The organism is Devosia yakushimensis (assembly GCF_030159855.1).
In the GTDB taxonomy this organism is placed as follows: Bacteria; Pseudomonadota; Alphaproteobacteria; order Rhizobiales; family Devosiaceae; genus Devosia; species Devosia yakushimensis.
In genome coordinates this window covers 2,872,730-2,895,917 of sequence record NZ_BSNG01000001.1, presented here as the reverse complement: position 1 = coordinate 2,895,917, position 23,188 = coordinate 2,872,730, and the positions used below count along the sequence as shown (strand labels likewise).

Sequence of the window (23,188 nt, the reverse complement as noted above, 5' to 3'; positions counted from 1 at the left end):
TTCACGTTTTCGTTTGTCAAATCCGGGTCGCCCCCGCCAACAATACTCGCGACATCTGCCAATCGATGATTTTCGCCGCTGCTTGGGGCCGCAATTCCCAGAATCGCCATGCAGCGCTACGAGCTTTTCCAGCCCGATATCAGTGGAGCCCGCCATGACCGTCGAAGTCCCGCCCCCCGATGGCCTGCCGCGCTGCCCCTGGCCGGGCGATGATGCCCTCTATCGCCATTATCACGATCACGAATGGGGCCGCCCCGTCACCTCCGATACACGTCTCTTCGAAAAGATCTGCCTCGAAGGCTTCCAGTCCGGCCTGTCCTGGATCACCATTCTGCGCAAGCGGGAGCGCTTCCGCGAAGTCTTTCATGGCTTCGACATCGCCAAAGTCGCCGCCATGACCGAGGCCGATATCGAGCGCCTCCTGCTCGATCCCGGCATTATCCGCCATCGCGGCAAGATCGCTGCCACCATCAACAATGCCAGGCGGACTCTGGAGGTTCAAAAGGAGTTCGGCTCGCTCGCCGCCTATATCTGGCAGTTCGAGCCCCGGCCTGGCCATCGCGCCGAAGACTATTCCTGGTCCGCCCTCAGCGCCGTCGCCCAGACCGACGCCTCCCGCGCCCTCTCCAAGGATTTGCGCAAACGTGGCTTCAATTTCGTCGGCCCCACCACCTGCTATGCCTTCATGCAGTCCATGGGCATGGTGAACGATCACATCGAAACCTGCTTCTGCCGCCCCGAAGTCGAAGCCTCCCGCGCTGCGCTTCAGCGACCGGTGAAATAGTCCTTGTGCACTCGTTCCCGCGCGGGAATGGCGTGGCGAAATGAAATGTGCAGGGAACGCCCTCGATTTGCCTGTTGCCCATCGGCAACACCCCTCGCTTTCCGCGACAACCCGTCACACCCCCGCTTGCGGCTCACGGGGCCGTGAGCTAGAACGGATTCGTCCCGCAACGCCAACCAGAGGGAGGCGCTACATGAATATTGTACATGAACTCCATCTGGGCCCACATGCGTGGGGCATGAAGCGAGCCTAAGGCTCACTTTTCATCACCGCCGGTTTTTCTGCCGCGGACACTTCCCAAACCCAGCATCGTGATCGGTTGAAACCGGGTCTTTTTCGACTCCGATTCCCTCCCTTCCCGCCGCTCCTCAACTCACAGAAGGCCGGTCCGCGTTCCTGCGCTGCCGGATATCGCTATGTCGTTCAATGCACTCAATGAGGGCAGCGTCGTGCTGCGCCTTGAATTCTCCATCGCCGATGCCGTGCATCAGCGTGGCCTCATCCCCGTTCTGCATGCAGCTTTTGCTGCCTGGTGGAACCGTCCACGCATCAGCCAGGCTGTCGATCTGTCGCCGCGCCTGCGCGCCGATGTGGGCCTGCCGCCCGCTGAAGGCTTTGACCAATGGCTGCAACAGCCCGCGGCCAACCCGCAGATCCCGCCACCCTTGTGGAGACCGGGCATGTAACCCGTGCCCCCTCGCTTTCTTCGGAAGGCGAGGGGGCACAATCCCCCGCTCACCTGTTGCCCCTCCATGCCCGATCCGCTAACAACGGCCCGTTCCCGAAGGACTGCCCAAATGACCGAAAAAGCCAAGCTCATCGCCCCGCGCCTGCCGCGCGGCTTCGAGGACCGTACCCCCGGTGAAATCGCCGCCGTCGGCGCCATGATCGACAAGATCCGGCATGTCTATGAGCGCTATGGCTTCGATCCGGTCGAAACGCCCCTGCTCGAACTCACCGAAACGCTTGGCAAATTCCTGCCCGATACCGACCGCCCCAATGCAGGCGTCTTCTCCCTGCAGGACGATGACGAGCAGTGGATGAGCCTGCGCTACGATCTCACCGCGCCGCTCGCCCGCTATTTCGCCGAAAATTTCGAAACCCTGCCCAAGCCCTACCGCTCCTATCGCCAGGGCTATGTCTTCCGCAACGAAAAGCCCGGCCCGGGCCGCTTCCGCCAATTCATGCAATTCGATGCCGACACGGTCGGCGCCGCCGGCCCCGAGGCCGACGCCGAAATGTGCATGATGATGGCCGATGTGATGGATGCGCTGGGCCTAGCCGGCAAATATGTGGTCCGCGTCAACAATCGCAAAGTGCTCGATGGCGTGCTGCAGGCCGCCGGCGTTACCTCCGACGACCAAAAGCTCATCGTGCTTCGCGCCATCGACAAGCTCGATAAATTCGGCACCGAGGGCGTCAAGCTGCTGCTGGGGGCAGGGCGCAAGGATGAAAGCGGCGACTTCACCAAGGGCGCCGGGCTCGACGATGCGCAGATCGCGACCCTGGTTGGCTATATCGAAAGTGGCGTTCCCGGAACGGGCGTCGAAAAGGGCAGCAATGCCCATGTCATTGCCACCATCAATACCCTGGCTGGCCTCATCGGCAGTTCGGAAACCGGCCTCCAGGGTGTTCAGGAACTGGCCAGTATTTTCGGCCTGGTCAGCGCTGCCGGCTTTGGTGGTCGCGTCATTCTCGACCCTTCCGTCGTGCGCGGCCTTGAATATTACACCGGCCCGGTTTTCGAGATCGAACTGACCTTCAAGGTGCAGAACGAAAAGGGCCAGGACGTCGTCTTCGGCTCGGTCGGCGGCGGTGGCCGCTACGATGGCCTGGTCTCCCGTTTCCGCCGCGAGCCCGTGCCCGCCACCGGCTTTTCCATCGGCGTTTCGCGCCTGTTCAACGCGCTCAAGCTCACCGGCAATATCGCCTCGAGTGAGCCCGTTGGGCCCGTCGTCGTCCTCGTCATGGACAAGGACCAGACCTCCTCCTACCAGGCCATGGTGGCCGAGCTGCGCAATGCCGGCATCCGCGCCGAAATGTTCCTCGGCAATACCAAGAATTTCGGCAAGCAAGTCTCTTACGCCGACAAGCGCAATTCCCCCGCCGTCATCATCGAAGGCAGCCAGGAACGCGAGCAGGGCATCATCCAGATCAAGGACCTGATCGCCGGCAAAGAGGCCGCCCAGGCCATCACCGACAACGCCGAATGGAAAGCCGCAAGGCCGGGCCAGTTCGAGGTCAAGCGTGGTGACCTGGTAGCGGCCATCCAGAAGCTGCTGAGCGAACAATGATGCTCATGTCCTCCGGCCCATCTCGGGAAACCACCCAATGACCGGCGCCGCCCTCCGCCGCGCCAATCTCGAAGCCCTGGTCGAAGCCCAGGGCGCCACCCGCGCCACCCCGCCATTGCTGCTCTCGGCCGATCCCTATTTCGATCTTGCCGGCGAGGAATTCGGCCGCCGCCTCCTGCTCACCACTGACGCCTCCGGCGCCGAATATTGCCTGCGCCCTGATTTCACCCTGCCCATCGTGGCCGATTACATCGCCAATGGCGTGGGCGCACCGGCTGCCTTCTCCTATCTCGGCCCCATTTTCCGCCAGCGCGAGACCGGCGCCGCCGAATTCGATCAGGGCGGCATCGAATTGCTCGCCCAGCGCGATGGCGATGTGGCGCTCGATCAGGTGCTGACCTTTGCCCGCGCCGCCCTCTCCATTTTTGGCGTCAGCCCCTTGGTTCGCCTCGGCGGGGTAGGGCTCTTCGAAGCCCTCCTGGCCCAGGCCGATATGCCCGATCCCTGGCGCTCGCGCATCCGCCACCGTTTCGGTCACACCGAGGCGCTCGATCGCCTGCTGACCCGGCTCGAACTGGCTCCCGACCTGCCGCGCGAACAGCAGCCCTCCCGCGAGGCGCTGGTCTCCGATGTCACCGAGCAAATGGTCGCCGCCGGCCTCAGCCTGTCCGAAGGCCGCTCGCCCCAGGAAATCGCTGACCGCTATCTCGAGCAGCAGGCTCTCGACGCCGCCCACGTCCCGGCCAAAACGCTCAGGCTGCTGCGCGAATACCTCGCCATTTCCGGCCCTGTTCTGCAGGCGCTGACCCGTATCGAGAGCCTGGCCGCCGAATACCGACTCATGCTCGGCGCGCCCATCCGCACCATTCGCCGTCATCTCAATGGCCTGGGCGAAGCCCGCGTCAGCTTCGACGCCGGCTTTTCCCCGCGCCTCGACTATTACACCGGCATCGTCTTCGAAATGACCGGCCCCAATGGCGAAGTCCTCGCCTCGGGTGGCCAATATGATCGCCTCCTCGAACGCCTCGGCGCCAAAGCTCCCATCGCCGCCTCCGGCTGCGCCGTCTGGGTCGATCGGCTGGAAAAAGAGGTCCGCTCATGACCGGCATCACCCTCGCCGTCCCCTCCAAGGGCCGCCTCGAAGAGCTCACCCGCGACTGGTTCGCCCGCAATGGCTTCACCATTTCTCGCCCCGGCGGCGCCCGCTCCTATCTCGGCGCTATCGAAGGCCTGCCCGACGTCACCGTACGCTTCTTTCCCCCTTCCGAAATCGCCCGCGAACTGATCCGCGGCACGATCGATATCGGCATTACCGGCCGCGATCTCATCCACGAAACCAGCGAGACCGGTCCCCAATCGGTCGCCTTTGCCAAAACCCTCGATTTCGGCCATGCCGACGTCGTCGTCGCTGTGCCCGATGCCTGGATCGACGTCACCCATCTGCACGATCTGGCCGATGTGGCCTCCGATTTCCGCTCGCGCCACGGTCGCTGGCTGCGCATCGCCACCAAATACATCACCATCACCCGCCAGCATTTCGCCAAGGCAGGCATTGCCGAATACCGCACCGTGGAAAGCCTGGGCGCCACCGAGGCAGCCCCCGCCTCGGGCGTGGCCGATATCGTGGTCGACATCACCACTACCGGCTCCACCCTCGCCGCCAACAATCTGCGCGTCCTCGAAGATGGCGTCATGCTGCAAAGCCAGGCCTGCCTCATCGTCTCGCGCACTGCCGATTGGACCAATCCCCGCCGCGCCAGCATGCAGGCGCTGCTATCGCGCCTTGCGGCTGAAACCGAGTTCTGACGAACCAGCCCGTTCTTCCAAGCAAAACCGAGGCTAACACCATGGAATGGCTCCTTCTGCTTCCCCTGGTCTGTATGGGGCTCGTCGCCTGGTCCATCGCCCGCTCGCGCCCGCGCCACGCCAGCCGCCGCCGGTCCCGCCAGTCCGATGACTCGGGCACTGTCTATGGCGGAGATGCCGGTGGCGGCTCCACCCACCGGCATGGCGATAACACTGATTCCGGCGGCACGGGCGATAGTGGTGGCGACAGCGGCGGCGGGGGCGATGGCGGCGGTGGTGGTGGCGGCGACTGAGCTTTCTTGCCTGCCGCCCCTATTTGCGCCACAAGACGCCATCCGGTTTGGGGGCAAACTTGGCCGACGACGTCGAACTCACCATTCTCATGCCATGCCTCAATGAGGCCGAAACGCTGGCCACCTGCATTGGCAAGGCCAATGCCTTCCTCGCCCGCACCGGCATAAGGGGCGAGGTGGTCATCGCTGATAACGGCTCCACCGATGGCTCGCGCGATATCGCCCTCGCCAATGGCGCGCGCGTCGTCCCCGTTGCCCAACGTGGCTATGGTGCGGCGCTGGGCACGGGCATCGAGGCCGCGCGCGGCCGCTACGTCATCATGGGCGACGCCGATGACAGCTATGATTTCGCCAATCTCGATGCTTTCGTCACCCAATTGCGCGACGGCGCCGATCTGGTCATGGGCAATCGCTTCGCCGGCGGCATCGCGCCCGGCGCCATGCCCTGGCACCACCGCTATATCGGCAATCCGGTGCTCAGCGCGATTGGCCGGCGCTTCTTCCATACGCCCATCGGCGATTTCCACTGCGGGCTGCGTGGCTTTTCCCGCGCTGCCGTGCTGGGCCTCAAGCTGCGCACCACCGGCATGGAATTCGCCTCCGAAATGGTGGTCAAGGCGACGCTCGCCCATCTGGATATCAGCGAAGTGCCCACCACGCTGTCCAGGGATGGCCGCTCGCGCCCACCCCATCTGCGGTCTTTCCGCGATGGCTGGCGCCATCTGCGCTTCCTGCTGCTGTTTTCTCCCCGCTGGCTGTTTCTCTATCCGGGCATTGCCCTGCTCTGTATGGGGCTTTTGGTCGGCGCCATCCTGCTGCCCGGCCCGCTGCATATCGGCCAGGTCGCCCTCGACATCCACACCTTCCTGATCGCGGCGCTCTGCGTCATCGTCGGCGCGCAATCCATCGCCTTTGCCGTGATCGGCCGGCGCTTTGCCTCCCGCTATGGCTTCATTCCCCGCTCCGGCACCTATGATCGCATTCTCGAAGCCCTGACCCTCGAGCGCATCCTGGCCATAGCCATCGTGCTGATGCTGGTGGGCCTGGTGGTTCTGCTCTGGGGTTTTGGCCAATGGGCCGAGCGCGGCTTCGGCCGTCTCAATCCCAATTCCACCCTGCGCGCCATGATCCTGGCCATGACGGCCCTCGTCACCGGCTTCCAATTGATGATGAGCGGCTTTATGTCCTCCATGATCAATATTCCCATCTACGAGCGCCGCGTCGCCGATCCCGCGCCGCCGCTCCACTCCGATCAGGCCTGACGTGATTTCCGATCCGCTGATTCTTCTCGCGCTGGCCGCCGTCGGCATGCTGGCCGGCTTTGTCGATGCCATTGCCGGCGGCGGCGGCATGATCGGCATTCCCGCGCTCCTGTCCGCCGGCCTGCCCCCCGTCGCGGCCCTCGCCACCAATAAGCTCCAGGGTGTGGTCGGCACAGCCATGGCTACGCTCACCTTCTGGCGCCGCGGCTTTGTCTCGTTCCGGGCGCTGATCCCCGCCATCGCGCTCACCTTCGCGGGCAGCTTCTGCGGCGCGCTGGCCGTCAAGCAACTCGATACGAGCCTGCTCACCCTGGCCGTGCCCATCGCCTTGATCGGCATCGCGCTCTATTTCGTCTTCGCGCCCAATCTCTCCGATGCCGATAAGGCCGCCAGACTGCCCTTCGGACGCTTCGTGCCGCTCATGGGTCTGGTCATTGGCTTCTACGACGGCATTTTCGGCCCCGGCACGGGCTCGTTCTTCACCATCTGCTTCGTCACCCTGTTCGGCTTCGGGCTCACCCGCGCTTCGGGCAATACCAAGGCGCTCAACCTGGTTTCAAACCTGGCCGCACTGGTGATCTTCATTCCCGCCGGCGACGTCGTCTGGCCCGCCGCGCTGGCCATGGCCGCCGGTCAAATAGTGGGCGGGTATATCGGCGCCCGCACCGGCATCCGCTACGGCGCCAAAGTCATCCGCCCGGTCGTGGCCGTGGTGTCGATAGCGCTGGCGCTGAAGTTGATTTTCTTTCGCTGAGGCTGCCTCAACCCTATTCCAGCCCCGCACTCACCCGCAGCGCCGCGTTGATCCGTTCCTGCCAGCCCGGCCCATCTTCCTGGAAATGCTCCAGCACGTCCCGGTCCAGCCGCAATGACACCAGCTCTTTGCCCGCCGGCGGCGTCTGGCTTTTGGGCGCGGGCGCTGCCTCTACTGGCTTGCTGGTCACGGCCTTGAAGGCGGCCTCGGCCTGATCGAGGGCGCTGCCGCCCCGGCGCATGGGTGGTCTGCTCATGGCAAGAATGCTCCTTTGATCTGCACATCTGTCACCAACAGCATTTGGTTAGCAATCCAAGCTTGTGCGGGGATTGCAGCCGGCAACGAAAAAGGCGCGGTGTTTCCACCGCGCCTCCTGCAAAGTCCGTGACTGGGAAGTAACGAGACTTCGTAGCTTCTTATTCTGCTTCTTGAGTCCGCAAGGCGGACCGGCAGGCGTCTGCCGCGCCCGCGCAGGGCCAGCAATTGGTCCAGCGCGGCTTTAGCGCGTCGGGCCAATTGCGAAACGCCCCGTGAGCGAAAGGAATCTAAGGCGTTAGCCTTAGAAATCCATGCCGCCCATGCCGCCCATGCCGCCGCCGCCACCCGGCATTGCCGGTGCAGCTTCCTTGGGGGCTTCCACGATCAGCGCTTCGGTGGTGATCAGCAGCGAAGCGACCGACGCCGCGTCCTGCAGAGCGGTGCGAACCACCTTCACCGGGTCGATAACGCCGAGTTCGACGAGATCGCCATATTCGCCCGTCGCAGCATTGTAGCCGAAGGTTGCCGAGCTGTTTTCCAGGATCTTGCCGACAACAACGGAGCCTTCGGCACCGGCATTGTTGGCGATCTGGCGCACGGGTTCCTGCAGGGCGCGGCGCACGATGGCGATACCGGCGGCCTGATCGGCATTGATGCCCTTGGCGGTGATGGCGTTCGAAGCGCGCAGCAGCGCAACGCCACCGCCGGCCACGATGCCTTCTTCAACGGCAGCGCGGGTTGCGTTCAGCGCGTCGTCGACGCGGTCCTTGCGCTCCTTGACTTCAACTTCCGTCGAGCCGCCAACCTTGATCACGGCAACGCCACCGGCGAGCTTGGCCAGGCGTTCCTGCAGCTTCTCGCGGTCATAGTCCGAAGTGGTTTCTTCGATCTGTGCCTTGATCTGCCCAACGCGGCCCTGGATGTCTTCCTGGGTGCCGGCGCCATCGACGATGGTGGTGTTTTCCTTGGTGATTTCAACGCGCTTGGCAGTGCCCAGCATGTCGATGGTCACGTTCTCGAGCTTGATGCCGAGATCTTCCGAGATCACCTGGCCACCGGTCAGGATGGCGATGTCTTCCAGCATTGCCTTGCGGCGGTCGCCGAAGCCCGGAGCCTTGACGGCAGCAACCTTGAGGCCGCCACGCAGACGGTTGACGACGAGGGTCGCAAGAGCCTCACCTTCAATGTCTTCGGCAATGATCAGCAGCGGGCGCTGCGACTGCACAACCGACTCGAGAATCGGCAGGATAGCCTGCAGGTTCGAGAGCTTCTTCTCGTGCAGGAGGATCACGGGATCTTCCAGAACGGCGGTCATCTTCTCGGCATTGGTCACGAAGTAGGGCGACAGGTAGCCACGGTCGAACTGCATGCCTTCAACGACATCGAGTTCGGTCTCGGCGGTCTTGGCTTCCTCGACGGTGATCACACCCTCGTTGCCGACCTTCTGCATGGCTTCGGCAATCATGTCGCCGATGGCGGTTTCGCCATTGGCCGAAATGGTGCCGACCTGGGCGACTTCCGAAGACGACTTGATCTTGGAGGAAGCGGCCTTGAGCGAAGCAACGACTTCTTCAACAGCCAGATCGATACCGCGCTTCAGGTCCATCGGGTTGAAGCCGGCGGCAACAGCCTTGACGCCTTCGACAACGATAGCCTGACCCAGAACGGTCGCGGTGGTGGTGCCGTCGCCGGCAATGTCATTGGTCTTGGAAGCGACCGAACGCAGCAACTGTGCGCCCAGGTTTTCGAACTTGTCTTCCAGTTCGATTTCCTTGGCGACGGTCACGCCGTCCTTGGTGATGCGCGGTGCGCCGAACGACTTTTCGATGACCACGTTGCGGCCCTTGGGACCCAGGGTCACCTTGACGGCATTGGCCAGGATATTGACGCCGCGCAGCATCTTGTCGCGGGCATCGGTGGAGAACTTTACTTCTTTAGCGGCCATGAGGGGCGCTCCTTAAGTACGGACAAAAAGAAAGGGCAACAGAAGGGTTTAGCCTTCGATGATGCCCATGATGTCGGATTCCTTCATGATCAGCAGGTCTTCGCCGTCGACCTTGACCTCGGTGCCGCTCCACTTGCCGAACAGCACGCGGTCGCCAGCCTTGACGTCGAGCGCCACGGTCTTGCCGGCGTCGTCGCGGGCGCCGGGGCCCACGGAGACGATCACGCCCTCGGAGGGCTTTTCCTTGGCGGTGTCGGGGATGATGATCCCGCCTTTGGTCTTTTCTTCGCTGTCGAGGCGACGGACGACCACGCGGTCGTGCAGAGGACGGAAGCCCATGATTGCTCCTATGGCATCAATTTCAATGCAATATCGGGCCTGTTAGCACTCGATATAGGAGAGTGCTAACAGGTGACGGGGATATAGGAGGGGGGCTCTGCGGAGTCAAGGAAAACGCTCTCGCCAGCCAATAAACTTTGCCTAGTCGGCAATGATGAAGCCATTGCGACACCCGCCCCGGCGCTATACCACAGGGACCGGATTTCCCAAGGTATTTGCACGCGACATGGCCAGCTCCGATGTTTCCCCGCGCTCTTCCGCCAATCCAGCGGTCTGGGCGCTCATTCTGATCGGCCTTGCGCTGCTGTTCCGCCTCTGGGGCGCCACCGCCATCGGCTTTGGCACTGGCGAAGCCTATTATGCCAGTAGCGCTCGCGAGCTTCACCTCAGCTATTTCGATCAGCCCCCGCTGTCGCTCTGGATCATCTGGGCCACCATGAAGCTGACCGGCTCGGAAGCGGTCTGGCTGCTGCGCCTGCCTTTCGTGCTGATGTTCGTGGTCACCTCCTTTCTGGTCTATCGCCTGGGCGAAAAGGTGCATTCAGGCTGGGCCGGTTTCTATGCCGTGCTGATCCTCAACGTCTCCGCCATTTTCACCCTCTCGGTCGGCAGCTGGCTGCAGCCCGATGCGCCCATGATGCTGTTCTGGGCCGCCACCTGCCTCGTGCTGGTCGATATTTTCGTCGGGCAGGGCGGTGAACGCCCCTGGCGCAATTGGTTGCTCGCCGGCCTCTGGCTCGGCCTAACCCTGCTGTCGAAATATCACGGCGCTTTCATCGGCCTGGGCGCTGCCATCTTCATGCTGGCCAACGCCAATGCCCGCCGCTGGTTCGCCCATCCCGCGCCCTATGTCGCCGCACTCCTGGCGCTGGTTATCTTCCTGCCCGTCCCCATCTGGAATGCTCAAAACCACTGGGTTTCCTTCGCCTTCCAGGGTGGCCGCGCGCTGGCCGAAGAGAGCTGGAACTGGGCCCGGCTGATCCGCATGATTGTCGGCCAATTGCTCTATATCGTGCCCTGGCTGGCCCTGCCGGCCATCTGGGTTGGCCTGCATGCCATCTTTGCCGGCCCGCGCGCGCAATATCCCCAAGGCAGTGTGCCCGGCGCGGCCGCTTTGCTCGCCTATATCGGCGTGCCCCCGGTCATCTTCTTCACCCTCGTTGCCCTGTGGTCCGATACCCAGTTCCATTTCCACTGGCAGGCGCCGGGCTATATGTCGCTGTTTATCATCCTGGCCGCATCCACCACGGTCATTGCGCGCCGCCACGCCTGGCTCATCCGCACCTGGCTGGGCGCCACCGCCGCCATCACCGTGCTGCTGATCGGCGCCCTGCTCAGCCACGCCGCAACCGGCTGGGCCCGCCAGGCTTTCCCCGGCCAATGGGAAGACCCCACCGTGCCGCAAATGGCCTGGACCGAAGTGGGTGAAGCCCTCAACCGCCTCAATGCCTTCGCCACCCCGGACACATTCGTTGGCGGCCTCAACTGGATCGAATGCGGTTATCTCGACGCCCAGACCGCCGGCCGGGCCCCGTTGCCCTGCATTGGCGAAGACCCGCGCAACATCGCGTTCAATGTCGACCTGGCCGACCTCGCCGGCCGTAGCGGCTATTTCGTCACCCGCACGACCGATCCTCAATCATCCATCGCCTATCTCGCTCAGCTCTTCGACAGCGTCTCGCTGGTCGAAACGGTCGACATCAAGCGCAATGGCCTTGTCGAAATCCCTGACCTGCAAATCTTGTCGGCGACCAATTTCCACTTCGATGGCTCAGTCCCCGATGTCTCGGGCCGCAGCGTCTCCCTGCTCGAACTTCCCCGCACCGCCATTACCCGTGTCGAAGGCCAGGTGACAGGTTCCGGCCCTGTCGATCTCTGGCTCGATGGCGTTCAGGTTGCTTCGTTCACTGCCAATGGCCCGACGGCATTTGCCTTCGACGCCCCGGGACGCTGGGATGTCGGCGCGCGCAATTCCACCCTCGAAATCACCGGCCCCGAAGATGTGGAATTCACCGCCGTCTCGGTCACCAGGCAATAGGAACCCACGGCAAACGGTCGCGTTAGGCTAGGGCAAAAGGAGATTGCCCATGCCCCGTCAATGCCTCGACAAAGACATCAGGATCACCCCCGCCAGGGGCCGCGCCCATGTCATTTTCGACGGCGCCGAGATCGTCAGCTCGCTCAATGCCCTCGAGCTGGACGAGCCGGGTCAGCCCCTGCGCATCTATTTCCCGCGCGAGGATGTCCAGCCCGGCATTCTCGAGGCCTCCGAAACCAGGACGAGCTGTCCCTATAAGGGCGAAGCGTCCTACTACACCCTCAAGACCCTCACTGCGACGGGCACCGACCTGGCCTGGTACTACCCCGATCCATGCCCCCTGGTCGAACCCATCCGTGACTACCTCGCCTTCGAAGGCGACGGTATCGAGCACAGGCGTTCCGAGGTTTAGGTAACGGTCTTCTGCCAATGGCATCATTTCGACCCAATCACGGTCGCTTTCCTCGGGCTTGACCCGAGGACCACTCGCCGCTCGTGCCGGGCTGGGAGTGACCCTCGGGTCAAGCCCGAGGGAGGCGATCGTGGGTGAAAGGCAGAAACAACCCGAGCCAAAAATCCCAAAAACCCCCTTTCCCCTCGCCGTCACCTGCTGCATAAGACCGCCATGACCCAATTCACCGCCCCCCTCGCCATCAAGCTGCGCCTCAAAGGCGGCAGCGGCCCCAATGCCAACTGGCACTGGGAGATTCACGACGCCGATGCCAAGGTCATCAAGACCGGCAGCGCCGTCGGCCCCGAGCACAAAGCCTTCGCCACCGCCCGTGTCGCCAAGGAAAAGCTAGAGCAGACCGCCGGCAATTAACCGGCCAAAAGCTGCATTTCGCAGCACGAGAGTTCCGTGACCAGTCCCGCCGCCGCCAGTGCCCCCTCCGTTCATGCCGGTGGCACCAATGCGCTGCGCGGCATCGGGCTCAAGGTCGCCTCGGTCTGCATCTTCGTGGTCATGGCCACCTGCCTCAAGGCAGCGCAGGGCATTCCGGCCGGCCAGTTGGTCTTCTACCGCTCGCTCTTTGCCATTATCCCGGTCATTGCCTGGCTGCTGTGGAAGCGCCAGCTCGTCGCCGGCCTCAAGACCGCCAATCCGGTCGGCCATGTCCTGCGCGGTCTCATCGGCGTCGGTTCGATGGGCCTGGGCTTTTTCGGCCTCACCAAGCTGCCGCTGCCCGAATCCACCGCCATCGGCTATGCCTCGCCCCTGCTGCTGGTCATTCTGGGCGCGCTGCTGCTCAAGGAACGCGTCTTCATCTATCGCTGGACGGCGGTCATTGTCGGCCTTGCCGGTGTCGGCATCATGCTCTGGCCGCGCCTGACGCTTCTGACCCATCCCGCGGGTCTCGGCGCCGAAGAAACCATCGGCGTTATCGCCGCATTGGGCGCCGCTTTCCTCAGCGCCTTCGCCATGTTGCAGGTACGCCGCCTGGTGCAGACCGAGCGCACCGAGACCATCGTGCTCTATTTCTTCGTCAGCGCCAGCTTCCTCTCCCTGCTGACGCTCCCCTTCGGCTGGGTCTGGCCCAATCCGCAGCAAACCGCATTGCTGGTCACCGCCGGCATTGCCGGGGGCATAGCGCAAATCCTGCTCACGGCCTGCTACCGCTACGCCGATCTCTCTGTTATCGCGCCCTTCGAATATACCTCGCTCCTGATCAGCCTTGTGATCGGCTATTTCGTCTTTGGCGACATGCCCACGCTGCTCATGATCATCGGCGCCTCGATCGTGGTCTGCTCCGGCATTTTCGTGGTGCTGCGCGAACACTATCTCGGCCTCGATCGGATTAGATCGAGAGAGGCGAATACGCCTTAGGATCGGAGCTCCTGGTACCCCCACCTAGGGACCATCTTGTGGTTTGAACTCGATCCAGCCTTAAGAGTGGAGAGATCCCTCCCCCTATCAGGGGGAGGCTAGGAGGGGGTACTCCGATCTCACAACCAAGCCCCTAAGCCGCCCCAGCCACACCCATCTCCGCCCAGCCCTGCCGCTTGCGATAGATGGTCGATGGGCTGATTTCCAGCGCGGCCGCGGCCAGCGAGACATTGCCGCCAAAGCTGGCAATGGCATCCTCGATAATGCGCTGTTCCTGCTGCCACATCGGCAAAATCGCCGGCCGCCGCCCCGGCACAGGCGTCGCCACCGCCATGGTGCCGCGCGATTCCACATCGGCCGCCGCCAGCATCTGGGCGTTGATTTCTCCGCCGTCGAACATCACCACCAGCCGCCGCACCAGGTTTTGCAGCTGCCGCACATTGCCCTTCCATTCCGCCGCCGCCAGCACCGCGCCCGCTTCGCCCGAAAAGCCGGTAAAGCCCTTGTGCTCTTCCCTTCCATAGCGTTCGAGGAAATGCCGGGCCAATACCAGGATATCGGTGGGCCGCTGCCGCAGCGGCGGCAGGTGAATGGGCAGCACATGCAGCCGGTAGAACAGGTCTTCGCGGAATTTCTTTTCCGAAATCAGCTGCATCGGGTTGCGGTTGGTGGCGCAGATCACCCGCACATCCACCCGTCGCACGCTCGATTCGCCCACCCGGCTCAATGTCCCGGTCTGCAGGAACCGCAGCAACTTGCTTTGCAGCGACAGGTCCATTTCCCCGATCTCGTCGAGGAAAAGCGTGCCGCCATCGGCGAGCTCGGCCGCTCCCTTGCGGTCTTCATGCGCGCCGGTAAAGGCGCCCCGCGCCACCCCGAATAATTCGCTTTCCATCAGGTCGCGCGGAATAGCCGCGCAATTGATGGCGACCATGCGCTTGCCCGCGCGCGAGCCCTGAGCATGCAGCGCCTCGGCGCACACATCCTTGCCCGTGCCGCTTTCCCCGGTGATGAAGACCGGAGCCGATGAGGTCGCGATCCGCCCGATCTGCTCATAAACAAACTGCATGGCGCTCGATGCGCCGATGAATCCGGCATAATCGGCCATCCGGCCCCCGCTATGGGCCTCAAGGCTCAGCGTCCGTCCCTTGCCGTGCCGCTCGGCCAATTCGCCGATCTTGGCCGCCAGCGCCGGCCCGGTAATGGGCTTGGCCATATAGTCGTGGGCGCCTGCACGCATCGCGCCCACCGCCGCCGAAACCGAGCCGCCATCCGACAGTGCCAGCACCAATGCGCCATTGGCCAGCCGGGTCAGCCGCGCCACGGCTTCCTCGCCGCGATCATCCAGGTCGCCCAGGCTCGACAGATCTGCCAGTACGATATCGAAGCGCCCTTCGCGCAGCGCGTCGGCGGCCTGTCTTCCGGTCGTGGTCAAGGTGATTCGCGGGGCGGTGACCAGATTCTGCGCCAGGCCCTCGGCAACAAGCTGCGCGGCAAGGCCATCCTGCTCGACCAGCAGCAGACGGCCCTGCGACATGCTGTCGCTTCGAGTGTGCATCGCCATGCGGCCCGTCCTTGTCAAAGTCAAATCCGCCCGGCTTGCCCCGCCGCCATGGCGGGGTTTCCGGTGTTACCCCGATTGTTCGCCAACAGGGTAAATAAACCGTATGCACCGGCCGGTGTTTCGGTGCTTGATCGGCCGCCGCGCACACGATTAAGTCGTGGTTATGGAAGACCAATCCCCCATTGATATGTTTGAGCCCATTGGCCGGGGCGTAGCCCAGGCCGGGGTGCGCATTGCCAATGAGCGGGCAGTGCTGACGCTGGTCGCCATTTCCCCCGGTCTTTCCAATGCCGATCTGGCCCGGCGCACGGGCCTCGGGCCCCAAACCACCTCGCGCATCGTCTCCGATCTGGAGGCTCGCTCCATGATCATGCGGGGCGAAGTGCTGCGCGGTCGGCGTGGCCAGCCGGCCACTCCGCTCTTCATCAATCCGCGCGGCGCCTATTGCATCGGCGTCGAGATCGGCTGGCGCCACCGCGAAGTCCTGCTTTACGATCTGGCCGGGCGCACCCTTGCCACGCTGCGCGCCAGCTACGAATATCCCGATGCCAATACCGTCTTTGCCGATGTCGCCGCCGATGTGCAGACCCTGCGGTCCGGCATGGCGCCCGAGGATTGCGGCCGGCTGGTGGGCATCGGCGTCGCCGCGCCGACCTTCATTCATGGCAGCATAATGCGCATCGGCGCGCCTCCTGAGCAGGTCGAGCTGTGGCGCGACATCGACATTGCCGGCCGCGTCGCCGCCGCCACGGGGCTTCCCGCGCAATGGTTCAATGACGGCAGCGCCGCCGGCTGGGCCGAAATCCTGGCGCAGCCCGCGCCGCGCCCCAGCATCTTCGCCTATCTGCATGTCGGCACCTTTGTCGGCGCCGGCATCGTGGTCAACGGCTCCCTCTGGGAAGACCCCTCCGGCAATGCCGCCGATCTGGGCAGCATCGTGGTCGCGGGTCCCGATGGCGCGCCCACCTATGTACATATGGTCGCTTCGCTGAACGCGCTCGATCACCGCCTCAGGGCCGCCGGCATGAGTCGTCCGCCGGGTTTCCCGCAGGATTGGGATTGGGATGCGCTCGAGCCGGTGGCTTCCGCCTGGCTCGATGAGGCCGGCCGGGCGCTGGCCACCGCTGTACTCAGCACCCGCGCCATGATTGATATCGAGCGCGCCGTCATCGATGGGGTCATTCCCCGCGCCATTCTGGCCCGCCTGCTCGAACGCACCACCCACCACCTCGGCCGGTTCCCGACCCTGGTGCGGCCCATGCCCCGTGTCGAGGCGGGCCTGCAGGCCAGCTCGGCCGCGGCCACCGGCGCCGCCCAGCTCCACCTCTTCCGCCGCTACTTCTCCCGTTCCTGGCATTTGCTGGTGACCTAGCACCACACCCCTGCAAAACCCTGCCACGCCGCTTTTGCACCGGGGAGGGCGATGCTAGAAGAAGAAGCCGAATCCCGGCGCGTGGAAGGGGGGCAGGTCCGCCCGTGCAGGCACTGGTCTATATATTCATCGGGCTTGCAGCGATTGGCGTCGGCGCCATCGCCTATTTCGGTCTGACTTTCACTCCGGCCGAAGCCATTCTCGCCGCCGTGGTTTTCGGCTGCGTCTGCGTGGTCCTGCTGGAGCGCGCCCTGCGCCAGCGTGCGGAGGCCCGGCTCGAAAAGGCCATCGAGGATCTTTCGCGCCTGCTGGCCACCGATGCCCAGGCCGGCGCCGTGCTCGGACAGCGCATCAACGCCTTGACCGATATCGATGCCGGCGGGCGCCTTGAAGGCGTCGAGGCCGATATTTCCGTTTTGGGCACGGTCATCCGCCAGGTCGCCGAAGCCGTGTCCGAAATCGAGGAACGCGCCGCCCGTGTCGCGCCCACCCACCGTGACCGCCCTATCGGCACCGCACCCCTGGCGCCGGCTATCCGCGAGCCCGAGCCGGTCATTCCGCTCGAAACGCTGCGTCGTTCGGTGGCCGAAAACCGGCTCATCTATCATGTCCAGCCCGTGGTGACTTTGCCCCAGCGCCGCCCCCAGGGTTATGATCTGGTGCCTCGCCTCATGCTGGACGATGGCGATCTGGCCGACAGCGCCGATTTCCTGCCCCGCCAGGGCGGCGAGGATGTGCTGATCCATATCGAGGCCATTGGCCTGGTCGAAGCCGTGACCATTGCCCGCCGCGCCCGCACCGGCGGCCAGCCCGTCAAGCTCTATGTGCCCCTGTCGCGGGCCACCTTGGGCGATTCCGATGCCTCGGCCCAGCTCATGGCCACGCTCGAAGCCAATCGGGCCATTGCCGCGCTGCTCACCTTCCGCTTCCCCGAAGGCCAGTGGCTCTCCCTCACCACCGGCGAGCGCGCCATTGCCGATGCCATCGCCAAAAAGGGCGCCGGCTTCTCGCTGACCGGCATTGCGTCCCTGCGCGTCGATCTTGCCGAGCTGGCCGCGCAGGGTGTGCGCACGCTGCGCATCGATGCCGCCCGTTTCATCGAGCGGCCTGAAGATTTCACCGATTACCACCCCGCCGATATCGCCAATTATCTCGCCCGTTTCGAGATCGCGCTTCTGGCCATGGGCATTGCCGGGGAAAGCCAGATCGTCGAGCTGCTCGATACTGGCATCACCCTGGTCCAGGGCCCCTATATTGCCGGCCCCGGCCCCATCCGCCCCGATCTCATGGCCGAACCCCTCCGCCAGGTCACCCGCCAGCGGGCCGAGGTTTAATCCCGGCTGCGGTTTCCCGGTAGACCTCATCCTGAGCGTGTCGAAGGACGAGGGCGTGGCGTTCGGTCCCGCCAGTCTGCATCCACCGCAAACCGGCCCCGCGCCGCTTTTCGCTTGATCCTGCCACCCAAGCTGCCACATAGGACGTGCCTTCCACCGCCCCGGACCCCAGCCATGACCCAGCCCATTCCCAACATTGCCGGCCTTTCCGATCTGGCGGGCCGTTACGATGCCGTGCTCAGCGATGTCTGGGGCGTGGTGCATAACGGGGTCGCCGCTTTCCCCAGCGCCGTCGAGGCATTGGTCGAGTACCGCAGGGCAGGGGGCAAGGTGGTGTTCATCACCAATGCGCCGCGCCCATCCCCACCCATCGTCGACATGCTCGACCGGCTCGGCGTGGTCCGCGACGCCTATGACGCCATCGTCTCCTCGGGCGATGCCACCCGCACCATGATCGCCAAATATTCCGGCCGCGCCATCCACCATGTCGGCCCGGCCACCGAGGACGACGCGCTCTATGAAGGGCTCAACGTCCGCCGCACCGGCCCCGAGGAAGCCGAGGCCGTCATCGTCACCGATCTCGACACCGATGACGACACCCCCGAAATGTATCGCGAACGCGCCAAGCTCTGGCTCGCCCGCAAGCTGCCCATGATCTGCGCCAATCCCGACCGCGTGGTCGAGCATGGCGACAAGATCATCTATTGCGGCGGCGCTCTGGGCGATCTTTACGCGGCCATGGGCGGCATGGTGCTCATGGCCGGCAAGCCCTATCAGCCCATTTACGAGGAAGCCTTCCGCCTCGCCGAAGTCGCCGCCGGGCGCAAGCTCGACAAGTCGCGCGTCCTCGCCATTGGCGATAGCGTGCGCACCGACGCCACCGGCGCCGCCCAGTTCGGGCTCGACCTGCTCTTCATCACCGGCTCCATCCACGCCGCCGAACTCGACGCCTTTGGCAAGCCCGATCCGCAGGCCATTGCCGATCTCGTCGCCCCCAGCCGCGCCCGCATGGCCGGCTTCCTGCCCCGCCTCGCCTGGTAGCCACCGTGACCGATTTTCTTCGCCTTTCGGATCTCTCCGCCATCCCGGCCTCGCTGCGCGGCGCCTATGTCGCCATCGGCAATTTCGACGGTTTCCATCGCGGCCATCAATCCGTGCTCGAAGCGCTCAAGACCCGCGCTGCCGAAGCCGGCGTTCCCGCCGTTGTGCTCACCTTCGAGCCGCATCCACGCGATGTCTTCGCCCCCGCCCCCTTCATGTTCCGGCTGACCCAGGGCGACGCCAAGGCGCGCCTGGCCCAGGCTCTGGGGCTCGATGCCATCATCATCGCCAATTTCGACCGCGCCTTCTCCCAGATCGAGGCGGAAGATTTCGTCTCACGCTTCCTCGTCGATGCGTTGGCCGTAACCGGCGTCATCGTCGGCACCGATTTCCATTTCGGCCGCCAGCGCCGCGGCACGCCCACCTTCCTCAAGGCGGAAGGCGACCGGCTGGGCTTTGCCGTCGAAACCCTGGGCCTGATGGATGAGGGCGACGAACCGATCTCATCTTCCCGGATCCGCGCTGCTCTCTCCGAAGGCGCCGTCACCGCCGCCAATCGCCTGCTCGGCTATCACTGGTTCTTCGAAGGCGTCGTCGAAAAGGGCGACCAGCGCGGCCGCGAGCTGGGCTATCCCACCGCCAATATGGCCACCCCCACCGGCTTCGGGCTCGCCCAGGGCGTCTATGCCGTGCGCGCCCGCCTGGGCGACCGCCTGCTCGACGGCGTCGCCGCCTTCGGCAAGCCCATGTTCGATAACCAGCGCCCGCCCTTCGAAACCCACCTCTTCGATTTTTCCGGCGACATCTATGACCAGACCATTTCGGTGGCTCTGCTCTGCCACATCCGCGGCCAGGAAGTCTTCTCCGGCCTCGACGAACTGATCGCCGCCATGGACCGCGACAGCCGCAAGGCCCGCGCTCTCATTGCCGAAGGCAAACCGATTAGTCCGCTCGATGCGCGGCTGGGGTTTGTCGGGGGCTAAGCGGATACCCCCTCCTAGCCTCCCCCTGATAGGGGGAGAGACCGTCTGCTGGCTAAAACTCGATCCAGTTCAAAGAGTGGAGCCATCCCTCCCCCTATCAGGGGGAGGCTAGGAGGGGGTACTCCAATCCCCCAACCCGCACCGGGGCCCCACCAGCCCCCCAAAATCATCCTTTGCCCCATCGCCCACGCCTTGCTAAAAGGCGCCCAATTCTTCCCATGCGATTGCTTACCCCATGACCGATACCGCTGCGGGCGCCACCGAAACCGACTATTCGTCGACGCTCTTCCTCCCGGAAACCGCTTTCCCCATGCGCGCGGGCCTGCCCGAGCGCGAGCCCATCTGGCTCAAGCGCTGGGCGGACATGGACATTTACAAGCTGCAGCGCGAGCAGGCCGCCGACCGGCCGCTCTTCACCCTGCATGACGGCCCCCCATACGCCAATGGCAATATCCATATCGGCCACGCGCTCAATAAGACGCTGAAAGACATGATCAGCCGGTCCCAGCAATTCCTGGGCAACAACGCTGCCTATGTTCCCGGCTGGGACTGCCACGGCCTGCCCATCGAATGGAAGATCGAAGAGCAGTACCGCGCCAAGGGCAAGGACAAGAACGACGTTCCGATCATCGAATTCCGCCAGGAATGCCGCACCTTTGCCGAGCAATGGGTCGATATCCAGCGCGAGGAATTCAAGCGCCTTGGCGTGCTGGGCGAGTGGGATGTGCCCTATCTCACCATGAGCTTTGATGCCGAAGCCCAGATCGCCCGCGAGCTGATGAAGGTCTCGATGTCGGGCCAGCTCTATCGCGGCAGTAAGCCCGTCATGTGGTCGGTCGTCGAGCGCACCGCTTTGGCCGAAGCCGAAATCGAATACCAGGACTATGAGAGCGACGCCATCTGGGTGAAATTCCCGGTTCTGGGCGCCTCCGCCACTGTCGACACCAAGGCCGAAGCCGGTTTTGCCACCAGCGCCGATGCTATCCGTGGCCTCGAAGGGGCCTCTGTCGTCATCTGGACGACCACCCCCTGGACCATCCCGGCCAACCGCGCCATCAGCTATTCCAGCAAGGTCCGCTATGGCCTTTACGAGGTCACCGAGGCGCCCGAAGGCAATTGGGCCAGCACCGGCGAGCGCTATGTGCTGGCTGACAATCTGGCCGGTGAAGTCTTCACCAAGGCCAAGGTCACCGGCTTCTCCCGCCTGCACGATGTCGATCCGGGCATGATCTCCGCCTGCGCCCATCCGCTGCGCGGCTTTGGCGGCGGCTACAATTTCGATGTGCCCCTGCTCGATGGCGATCACGTCACCGACGATACCGGCACGGGCTTCGTCCATACCGCGCCCAGCCACGGTCTCGACGACTTTGAGATCTGGATGAATTCATTCCGCCTCTTGGCCGAGCGCGGCATCGATAGCACCATCCCCTATGTCGTGGCCGATGACGGTTTCTACACCAAGGACGCCCCCGGCTTTGAAGGCGGCCGCGTCATCGATGACAATGGCAAGAAGGGCGATGCCAACCAGCGCGTCATCACGGCCTTGGCCGAGCGTCACGCCATGGTCGCCCGCGGCCGCGTAAAGCACCAATATCCCCATTCCTGGCGCTCCAAAAAGCCGGTGATCTTCCGCAATACCCCGCAATGGTTCGTCTATATGGACCGCGACATCAGCGGGCAGAGCGGGGATACCCTGCGCGCCCGCGCCCTGCGCGCCATCGACCAGACCAAGTTCTATCCTTCGACGGGACAGAACCGCCTGCGCTCGATGATCGCCGACCGCCCCGATTGGGTGCTCAGCCGCCAGCGCGCCTGGGGCGTGCCGATCACGGTTTTCGTGCATAAGGAAACCGGCGAAATCCTTAGGGATGAGGTGGTCAATCACCGCATCGCCCAGTCCTTCGAGGAAGAAGGTGCCGATGCCTGGTATAAGCCCGATGCGGCCCAGCACTATCTGGGCAGCCAATATGCCGTCGAAGACTATGAAATGGTCACCGACGTGCTCGATGTGTGGTTCGACAGCGGTTCGACCCACTCTTTCGTGCTGCGCAATAAACAAAAGTGGCCGCATCTGAAATTCCCGGCCTCCATGTATCTCGAAGGCTCCGACCAGCATCGCGGCTGGTTCCATTCCTCCCTGCTCGAAAGCTGCGCCACCAACGGCTTTGCCCCCTATGACAGCGTGCTTACGCACGGCTTCACCATGGATGGCGAAGGCCGCAAGATGAGCAAGTCGCTGGGCAATACCGTCGCCCCGCAGGACATCATCAAGCAATATGGCGCCGATATCCTGCGCCTCTGGGTCGCCTCCTCCGACTATTCGGAAGATCTGCGTCTGGGCAAGGAAATCATCCAGACCACGGTCGATAGCTACCGCAAGCTGCGCAACACGCTGCGTTGGCTTTTGGGCAATCTCGCCCATTACCAGCCCGGTGACATTGTCGACTTTGCCGATATGCCCGAGCTGGAACGGCTCATGCTGCATCGTCTGGCCCAGCTCGACGTCCAGGTTCGCACCGCCTTCAAGGAATATGATTTCCGGCGCGTCGTGACCCTGCTCGGCAATTTCATGAATATCGAATTGTCGGCCTTCTACTTCGATATCCGCAAGGACGCGCTCTATTGCGACCCGATCTCTTCGGTTCGCCGCAAGGCGTCGCTCACCGTGCTCAATCACCTGTTCGATTGCCTCACCGCCTGGCTTGCCCCCATCCTGGTCTTCACCATGGAAGAATGCTGGCTTGAGCGGCACCCGGAGGAGGGCGCCTCGGTCCACCTGCGCTTGTTGCCCGAAGTCCCGGCCGAATGGCTCGACGATGATCTCGCCAATAAATGGCAGCTCATCCGCGCCGTCCGCCGCGTCGTGACCGGCGCCCTCGAAGTCGAGCGCCGCGAAAAGCGCATCGGCTCTTCGCTCGAAGCCGCCCCAAAAGTCTTCATCGCCGATGAGCGTTACCTCACGGCGTTGGAAGGCCAGGACCTGGCCGAAATCGCCATCACCTCGGATGTCTCGCTACTGACCACCGAAGGCCCCGCCGACGGCTTCCGCCTCGAAGACGTCCCCGGCGTCGCTGTTGTCCCCGTTCTTGCCGAAGGCAATCGCTGCGCCCGCTCGTGGAAAGTCCTGCCCGAAGTCGGCTCCGACCCCGACTTCCCCGACGTCTCCCTGCGCGACGCCCAAGCCTTGCGCGAACGCGCTGCTCTGGGGCTTTAGCGCTTGCTCGCCATCCCGCATCACCCCCTCCCCAGCTTTTTCGCCGCGGCGAAAAAGCTGGCCTCCCCCATCAAGGGGGAGG

Annotated in this window: 21 protein-coding genes; 17 read left to right on the top strand and 4 right to left on the bottom strand. The window is 63.9% G+C overall.

The annotated features are described in order from the left end of the window. Positions 1-154 precede the first annotated feature (154 nt). From QQL79_RS14030 to QQL79_RS13995, 8 genes are all read left to right on the top strand, one after another. Complete coding sequence (locus QQL79_RS14030; protein ID WP_284391846.1) at positions 155-784, top strand: DNA-3-methyladenine glycosylase I; 630 nt, start codon at positions 155-157, stop codon at positions 782-784. 416 nt (positions 785-1,200) lie between these two features. Next, positions 1,201-1,470 carry a hypothetical protein gene (locus QQL79_RS14025; protein WP_284391844.1) on the top strand — a complete coding sequence of 90 codons (270 nt, stop codon included), beginning with the start codon at positions 1,201-1,203 and terminating at the stop codon, positions 1,468-1,470. 111 nt (positions 1,471-1,581) lie between these two features. Next, positions 1,582-3,078, top strand: a complete 1,497-nt coding sequence (gene hisS, locus QQL79_RS14020) for a histidine--tRNA ligase (protein WP_284391843.1) — start codon at positions 1,582-1,584, stop codon at positions 3,076-3,078. A gap of 37 nt (positions 3,079-3,115) precedes the next feature. Further along, the gene (locus QQL79_RS14015) at positions 3,116-4,180 is read left to right on the top strand and encodes an ATP phosphoribosyltransferase regulatory subunit (RefSeq protein WP_284391840.1); all 1,065 of its coding nucleotides are present in this window, start codon (positions 3,116-3,118) and stop codon (positions 4,178-4,180) included. Then, the gene (gene hisG / locus QQL79_RS14010; protein WP_284391838.1) at positions 4,177-4,884 is read left to right on the top strand and encodes an ATP phosphoribosyltransferase; all 708 of its coding nucleotides are present in this window, start codon (positions 4,177-4,179) and stop codon (positions 4,882-4,884) included. Before QQL79_RS14015 ends, hisG begins: the two co-directional genes overlap by 4 nt. Before the next feature lie 41 nt (positions 4,885-4,925). Continuing rightward, positions 4,926-5,177 (top strand): hypothetical protein, encoded by a 252-nt coding sequence (locus QQL79_RS14005; protein WP_284391836.1) that lies wholly within the window; start codon positions 4,926-4,928, stop codon positions 5,175-5,177. A gap of 59 nt (positions 5,178-5,236) precedes the next feature. After that, positions 5,237-6,439, top strand: a complete 1,203-nt coding sequence (locus QQL79_RS14000; protein WP_284391834.1) for a glycosyltransferase family 2 protein — start codon at positions 5,237-5,239, stop codon at positions 6,437-6,439. 1 nt (position 6,440) lies between these two features. Continuing rightward, the gene (locus tag QQL79_RS13995) at positions 6,441-7,193 is read left to right on the top strand and encodes a TSUP family transporter (RefSeq protein WP_284391833.1); all 753 of its coding nucleotides are present in this window, start codon (positions 6,441-6,443) and stop codon (positions 7,191-7,193) included. 13 nt (positions 7,194-7,206) lie between these two features. Here QQL79_RS13995 and QQL79_RS13990 read toward each other — a convergent pair whose 3' ends face one another. The 3 genes from QQL79_RS13990 to QQL79_RS13980 form a co-directional block, all read right to left on the bottom strand. Further along, positions 7,207-7,449 (bottom strand): BrnA antitoxin family protein, encoded by a 243-nt coding sequence (locus tag QQL79_RS13990; RefSeq protein ID WP_284391831.1) that lies wholly within the window; start codon positions 7,447-7,449, stop codon positions 7,207-7,209. Between the two features lie 303 nt (positions 7,450-7,752). Continuing rightward, positions 7,753-9,396: a chaperonin GroEL gene (gene groL / locus QQL79_RS13985; RefSeq protein WP_284391829.1), complete on the bottom strand. Its 1,644-nt coding sequence runs from the start codon at positions 9,394-9,396 to the stop codon at positions 7,753-7,755. 48 nt (positions 9,397-9,444) lie between these two features. Next, the gene (locus QQL79_RS13980) at positions 9,445-9,735 is read right to left on the bottom strand and encodes a co-chaperone GroES (RefSeq protein ID WP_113123956.1); all 291 of its coding nucleotides are present in this window, start codon (positions 9,733-9,735) and stop codon (positions 9,445-9,447) included. 226 nt (positions 9,736-9,961) lie between these two features. Here QQL79_RS13980 and QQL79_RS13975 point away from each other — a divergent pair, with 226 nt between their 5' ends. From QQL79_RS13975 to QQL79_RS13960, 4 genes are all read left to right on the top strand, one after another. Next, positions 9,962-11,773 carry a glycosyltransferase family 39 protein gene (locus QQL79_RS13975; protein ID WP_284391825.1) on the top strand — a complete coding sequence of 604 codons (1,812 nt, stop codon included), beginning with the start codon at positions 9,962-9,964 and terminating at the stop codon, positions 11,771-11,773. A gap of 49 nt (positions 11,774-11,822) precedes the next feature. Continuing rightward, complete coding sequence (locus tag QQL79_RS13970) at positions 11,823-12,185, top strand: DUF427 domain-containing protein (protein ID WP_284391823.1); 363 nt, start codon at positions 11,823-11,825, stop codon at positions 12,183-12,185. Between the two features lie 213 nt (positions 12,186-12,398). Further along, positions 12,399-12,596, top strand: a complete 198-nt coding sequence (locus tag QQL79_RS13965; RefSeq protein WP_284391821.1) for a hypothetical protein — start codon at positions 12,399-12,401, stop codon at positions 12,594-12,596. A 36-nt stretch (positions 12,597-12,632) separates the two neighbouring features. Beyond that, positions 12,633-13,598, top strand: a complete 966-nt coding sequence (locus QQL79_RS13960) for a DMT family transporter (RefSeq protein ID WP_284391819.1) — start codon at positions 12,633-12,635, stop codon at positions 13,596-13,598. Between the two features lie 133 nt (positions 13,599-13,731). Here QQL79_RS13960 and QQL79_RS13955 read toward each other — a convergent pair whose 3' ends face one another. Beyond that, on the bottom strand, positions 13,732-15,162 hold the full coding sequence (locus QQL79_RS13955; RefSeq protein WP_284391816.1) for a sigma-54-dependent transcriptional regulator: 1,431 nt from the start codon (positions 15,160-15,162) through the stop codon (positions 13,732-13,734). A gap of 187 nt (positions 15,163-15,349) precedes the next feature. On the opposite strand from QQL79_RS13955, the gene QQL79_RS13950 reads away from it, so the two are divergent. From QQL79_RS13950 to ileS, 5 genes are all read left to right on the top strand, one after another. Beyond that, the gene (locus QQL79_RS13950; protein ID WP_284391814.1) at positions 15,350-16,534 is read left to right on the top strand and encodes an ROK family transcriptional regulator; all 1,185 of its coding nucleotides are present in this window, start codon (positions 15,350-15,352) and stop codon (positions 16,532-16,534) included. A gap of 104 nt (positions 16,535-16,638) precedes the next feature. Continuing rightward, the gene (locus QQL79_RS13945) at positions 16,639-17,868 is read left to right on the top strand and encodes an EAL domain-containing protein (RefSeq protein ID WP_284391812.1); all 1,230 of its coding nucleotides are present in this window, start codon (positions 16,639-16,641) and stop codon (positions 17,866-17,868) included. Between the two features lie 174 nt (positions 17,869-18,042). Further along, positions 18,043-18,909: a TIGR01459 family HAD-type hydrolase gene (locus tag QQL79_RS13940; protein WP_284391810.1), complete on the top strand. Its 867-nt coding sequence runs from the start codon at positions 18,043-18,045 to the stop codon at positions 18,907-18,909. 5 nt (positions 18,910-18,914) lie between these two features. Next, positions 18,915-19,892: a bifunctional riboflavin kinase/FAD synthetase gene (locus QQL79_RS13935; protein ID WP_284391809.1), complete on the top strand. Its 978-nt coding sequence runs from the start codon at positions 18,915-18,917 to the stop codon at positions 19,890-19,892. A gap of 235 nt (positions 19,893-20,127) precedes the next feature. After that, the gene (gene ileS / locus QQL79_RS13930) at positions 20,128-23,106 is read left to right on the top strand and encodes an isoleucine--tRNA ligase (RefSeq protein ID WP_284391807.1); all 2,979 of its coding nucleotides are present in this window, start codon (positions 20,128-20,130) and stop codon (positions 23,104-23,106) included. Positions 23,107-23,188: the final 82 nt, after the last annotated feature.

Coding starts and splice junctions, on each gene's coding strand:
- QQL79_RS14030 (WP_284391846.1), top strand. CDS start 155: ATGACCGTCGAAGTCCCGCCCCCCGATGGCCTGCCGCGCTGCCCCTGG.
- QQL79_RS14025 (WP_284391844.1), top strand. CDS start 1,201: ATGTCGTTCAATGCACTCAATGAGGGCAGCGTCGTGCTGCGCCTTGAA.
- hisS (WP_284391843.1), top strand. CDS start 1,582: ATGACCGAAAAAGCCAAGCTCATCGCCCCGCGCCTGCCGCGCGGCTTC.
- QQL79_RS14015 (WP_284391840.1), top strand. CDS start 3,116: ATGACCGGCGCCGCCCTCCGCCGCGCCAATCTCGAAGCCCTGGTCGAA.
- hisG (WP_284391838.1), top strand. CDS start 4,177: ATGACCGGCATCACCCTCGCCGTCCCCTCCAAGGGCCGCCTCGAAGAG.
- QQL79_RS14005 (WP_284391836.1), top strand. CDS start 4,926: ATGGAATGGCTCCTTCTGCTTCCCCTGGTCTGTATGGGGCTCGTCGCC.
- QQL79_RS13990 (WP_284391831.1), bottom strand. CDS start 7,449: ATGAGCAGACCACCCATGCGCCGGGGCGGCAGCGCCCTCGATCAGGCC.
- groL (WP_284391829.1), bottom strand. CDS start 9,396: ATGGCCGCTAAAGAAGTAAAGTTCTCCACCGATGCCCGCGACAAGATG.
- QQL79_RS13980 (WP_113123956.1), bottom strand. CDS start 9,735: ATGGGCTTCCGTCCTCTGCACGACCGCGTGGTCGTCCGTCGCCTCGAC.
- QQL79_RS13975 (WP_284391825.1), top strand. CDS start 9,962: ATGGCCAGCTCCGATGTTTCCCCGCGCTCTTCCGCCAATCCAGCGGTC.
- QQL79_RS13970 (WP_284391823.1), top strand. CDS start 11,823: ATGCCCCGTCAATGCCTCGACAAAGACATCAGGATCACCCCCGCCAGG.
- QQL79_RS13965 (WP_284391821.1), top strand. CDS start 12,399: ATGACCCAATTCACCGCCCCCCTCGCCATCAAGCTGCGCCTCAAAGGC.
- QQL79_RS13955 (WP_284391816.1), bottom strand. CDS start 15,162: ATGGCGATGCACACTCGAAGCGACAGCATGTCGCAGGGCCGTCTGCTG.
- QQL79_RS13950 (WP_284391814.1), top strand. CDS start 15,350: ATGTTTGAGCCCATTGGCCGGGGCGTAGCCCAGGCCGGGGTGCGCATT.
- QQL79_RS13940 (WP_284391810.1), top strand. CDS start 18,043: ATGACCCAGCCCATTCCCAACATTGCCGGCCTTTCCGATCTGGCGGGC.
- ileS (WP_284391807.1), top strand. CDS start 20,128: ATGACCGATACCGCTGCGGGCGCCACCGAAACCGACTATTCGTCGACG.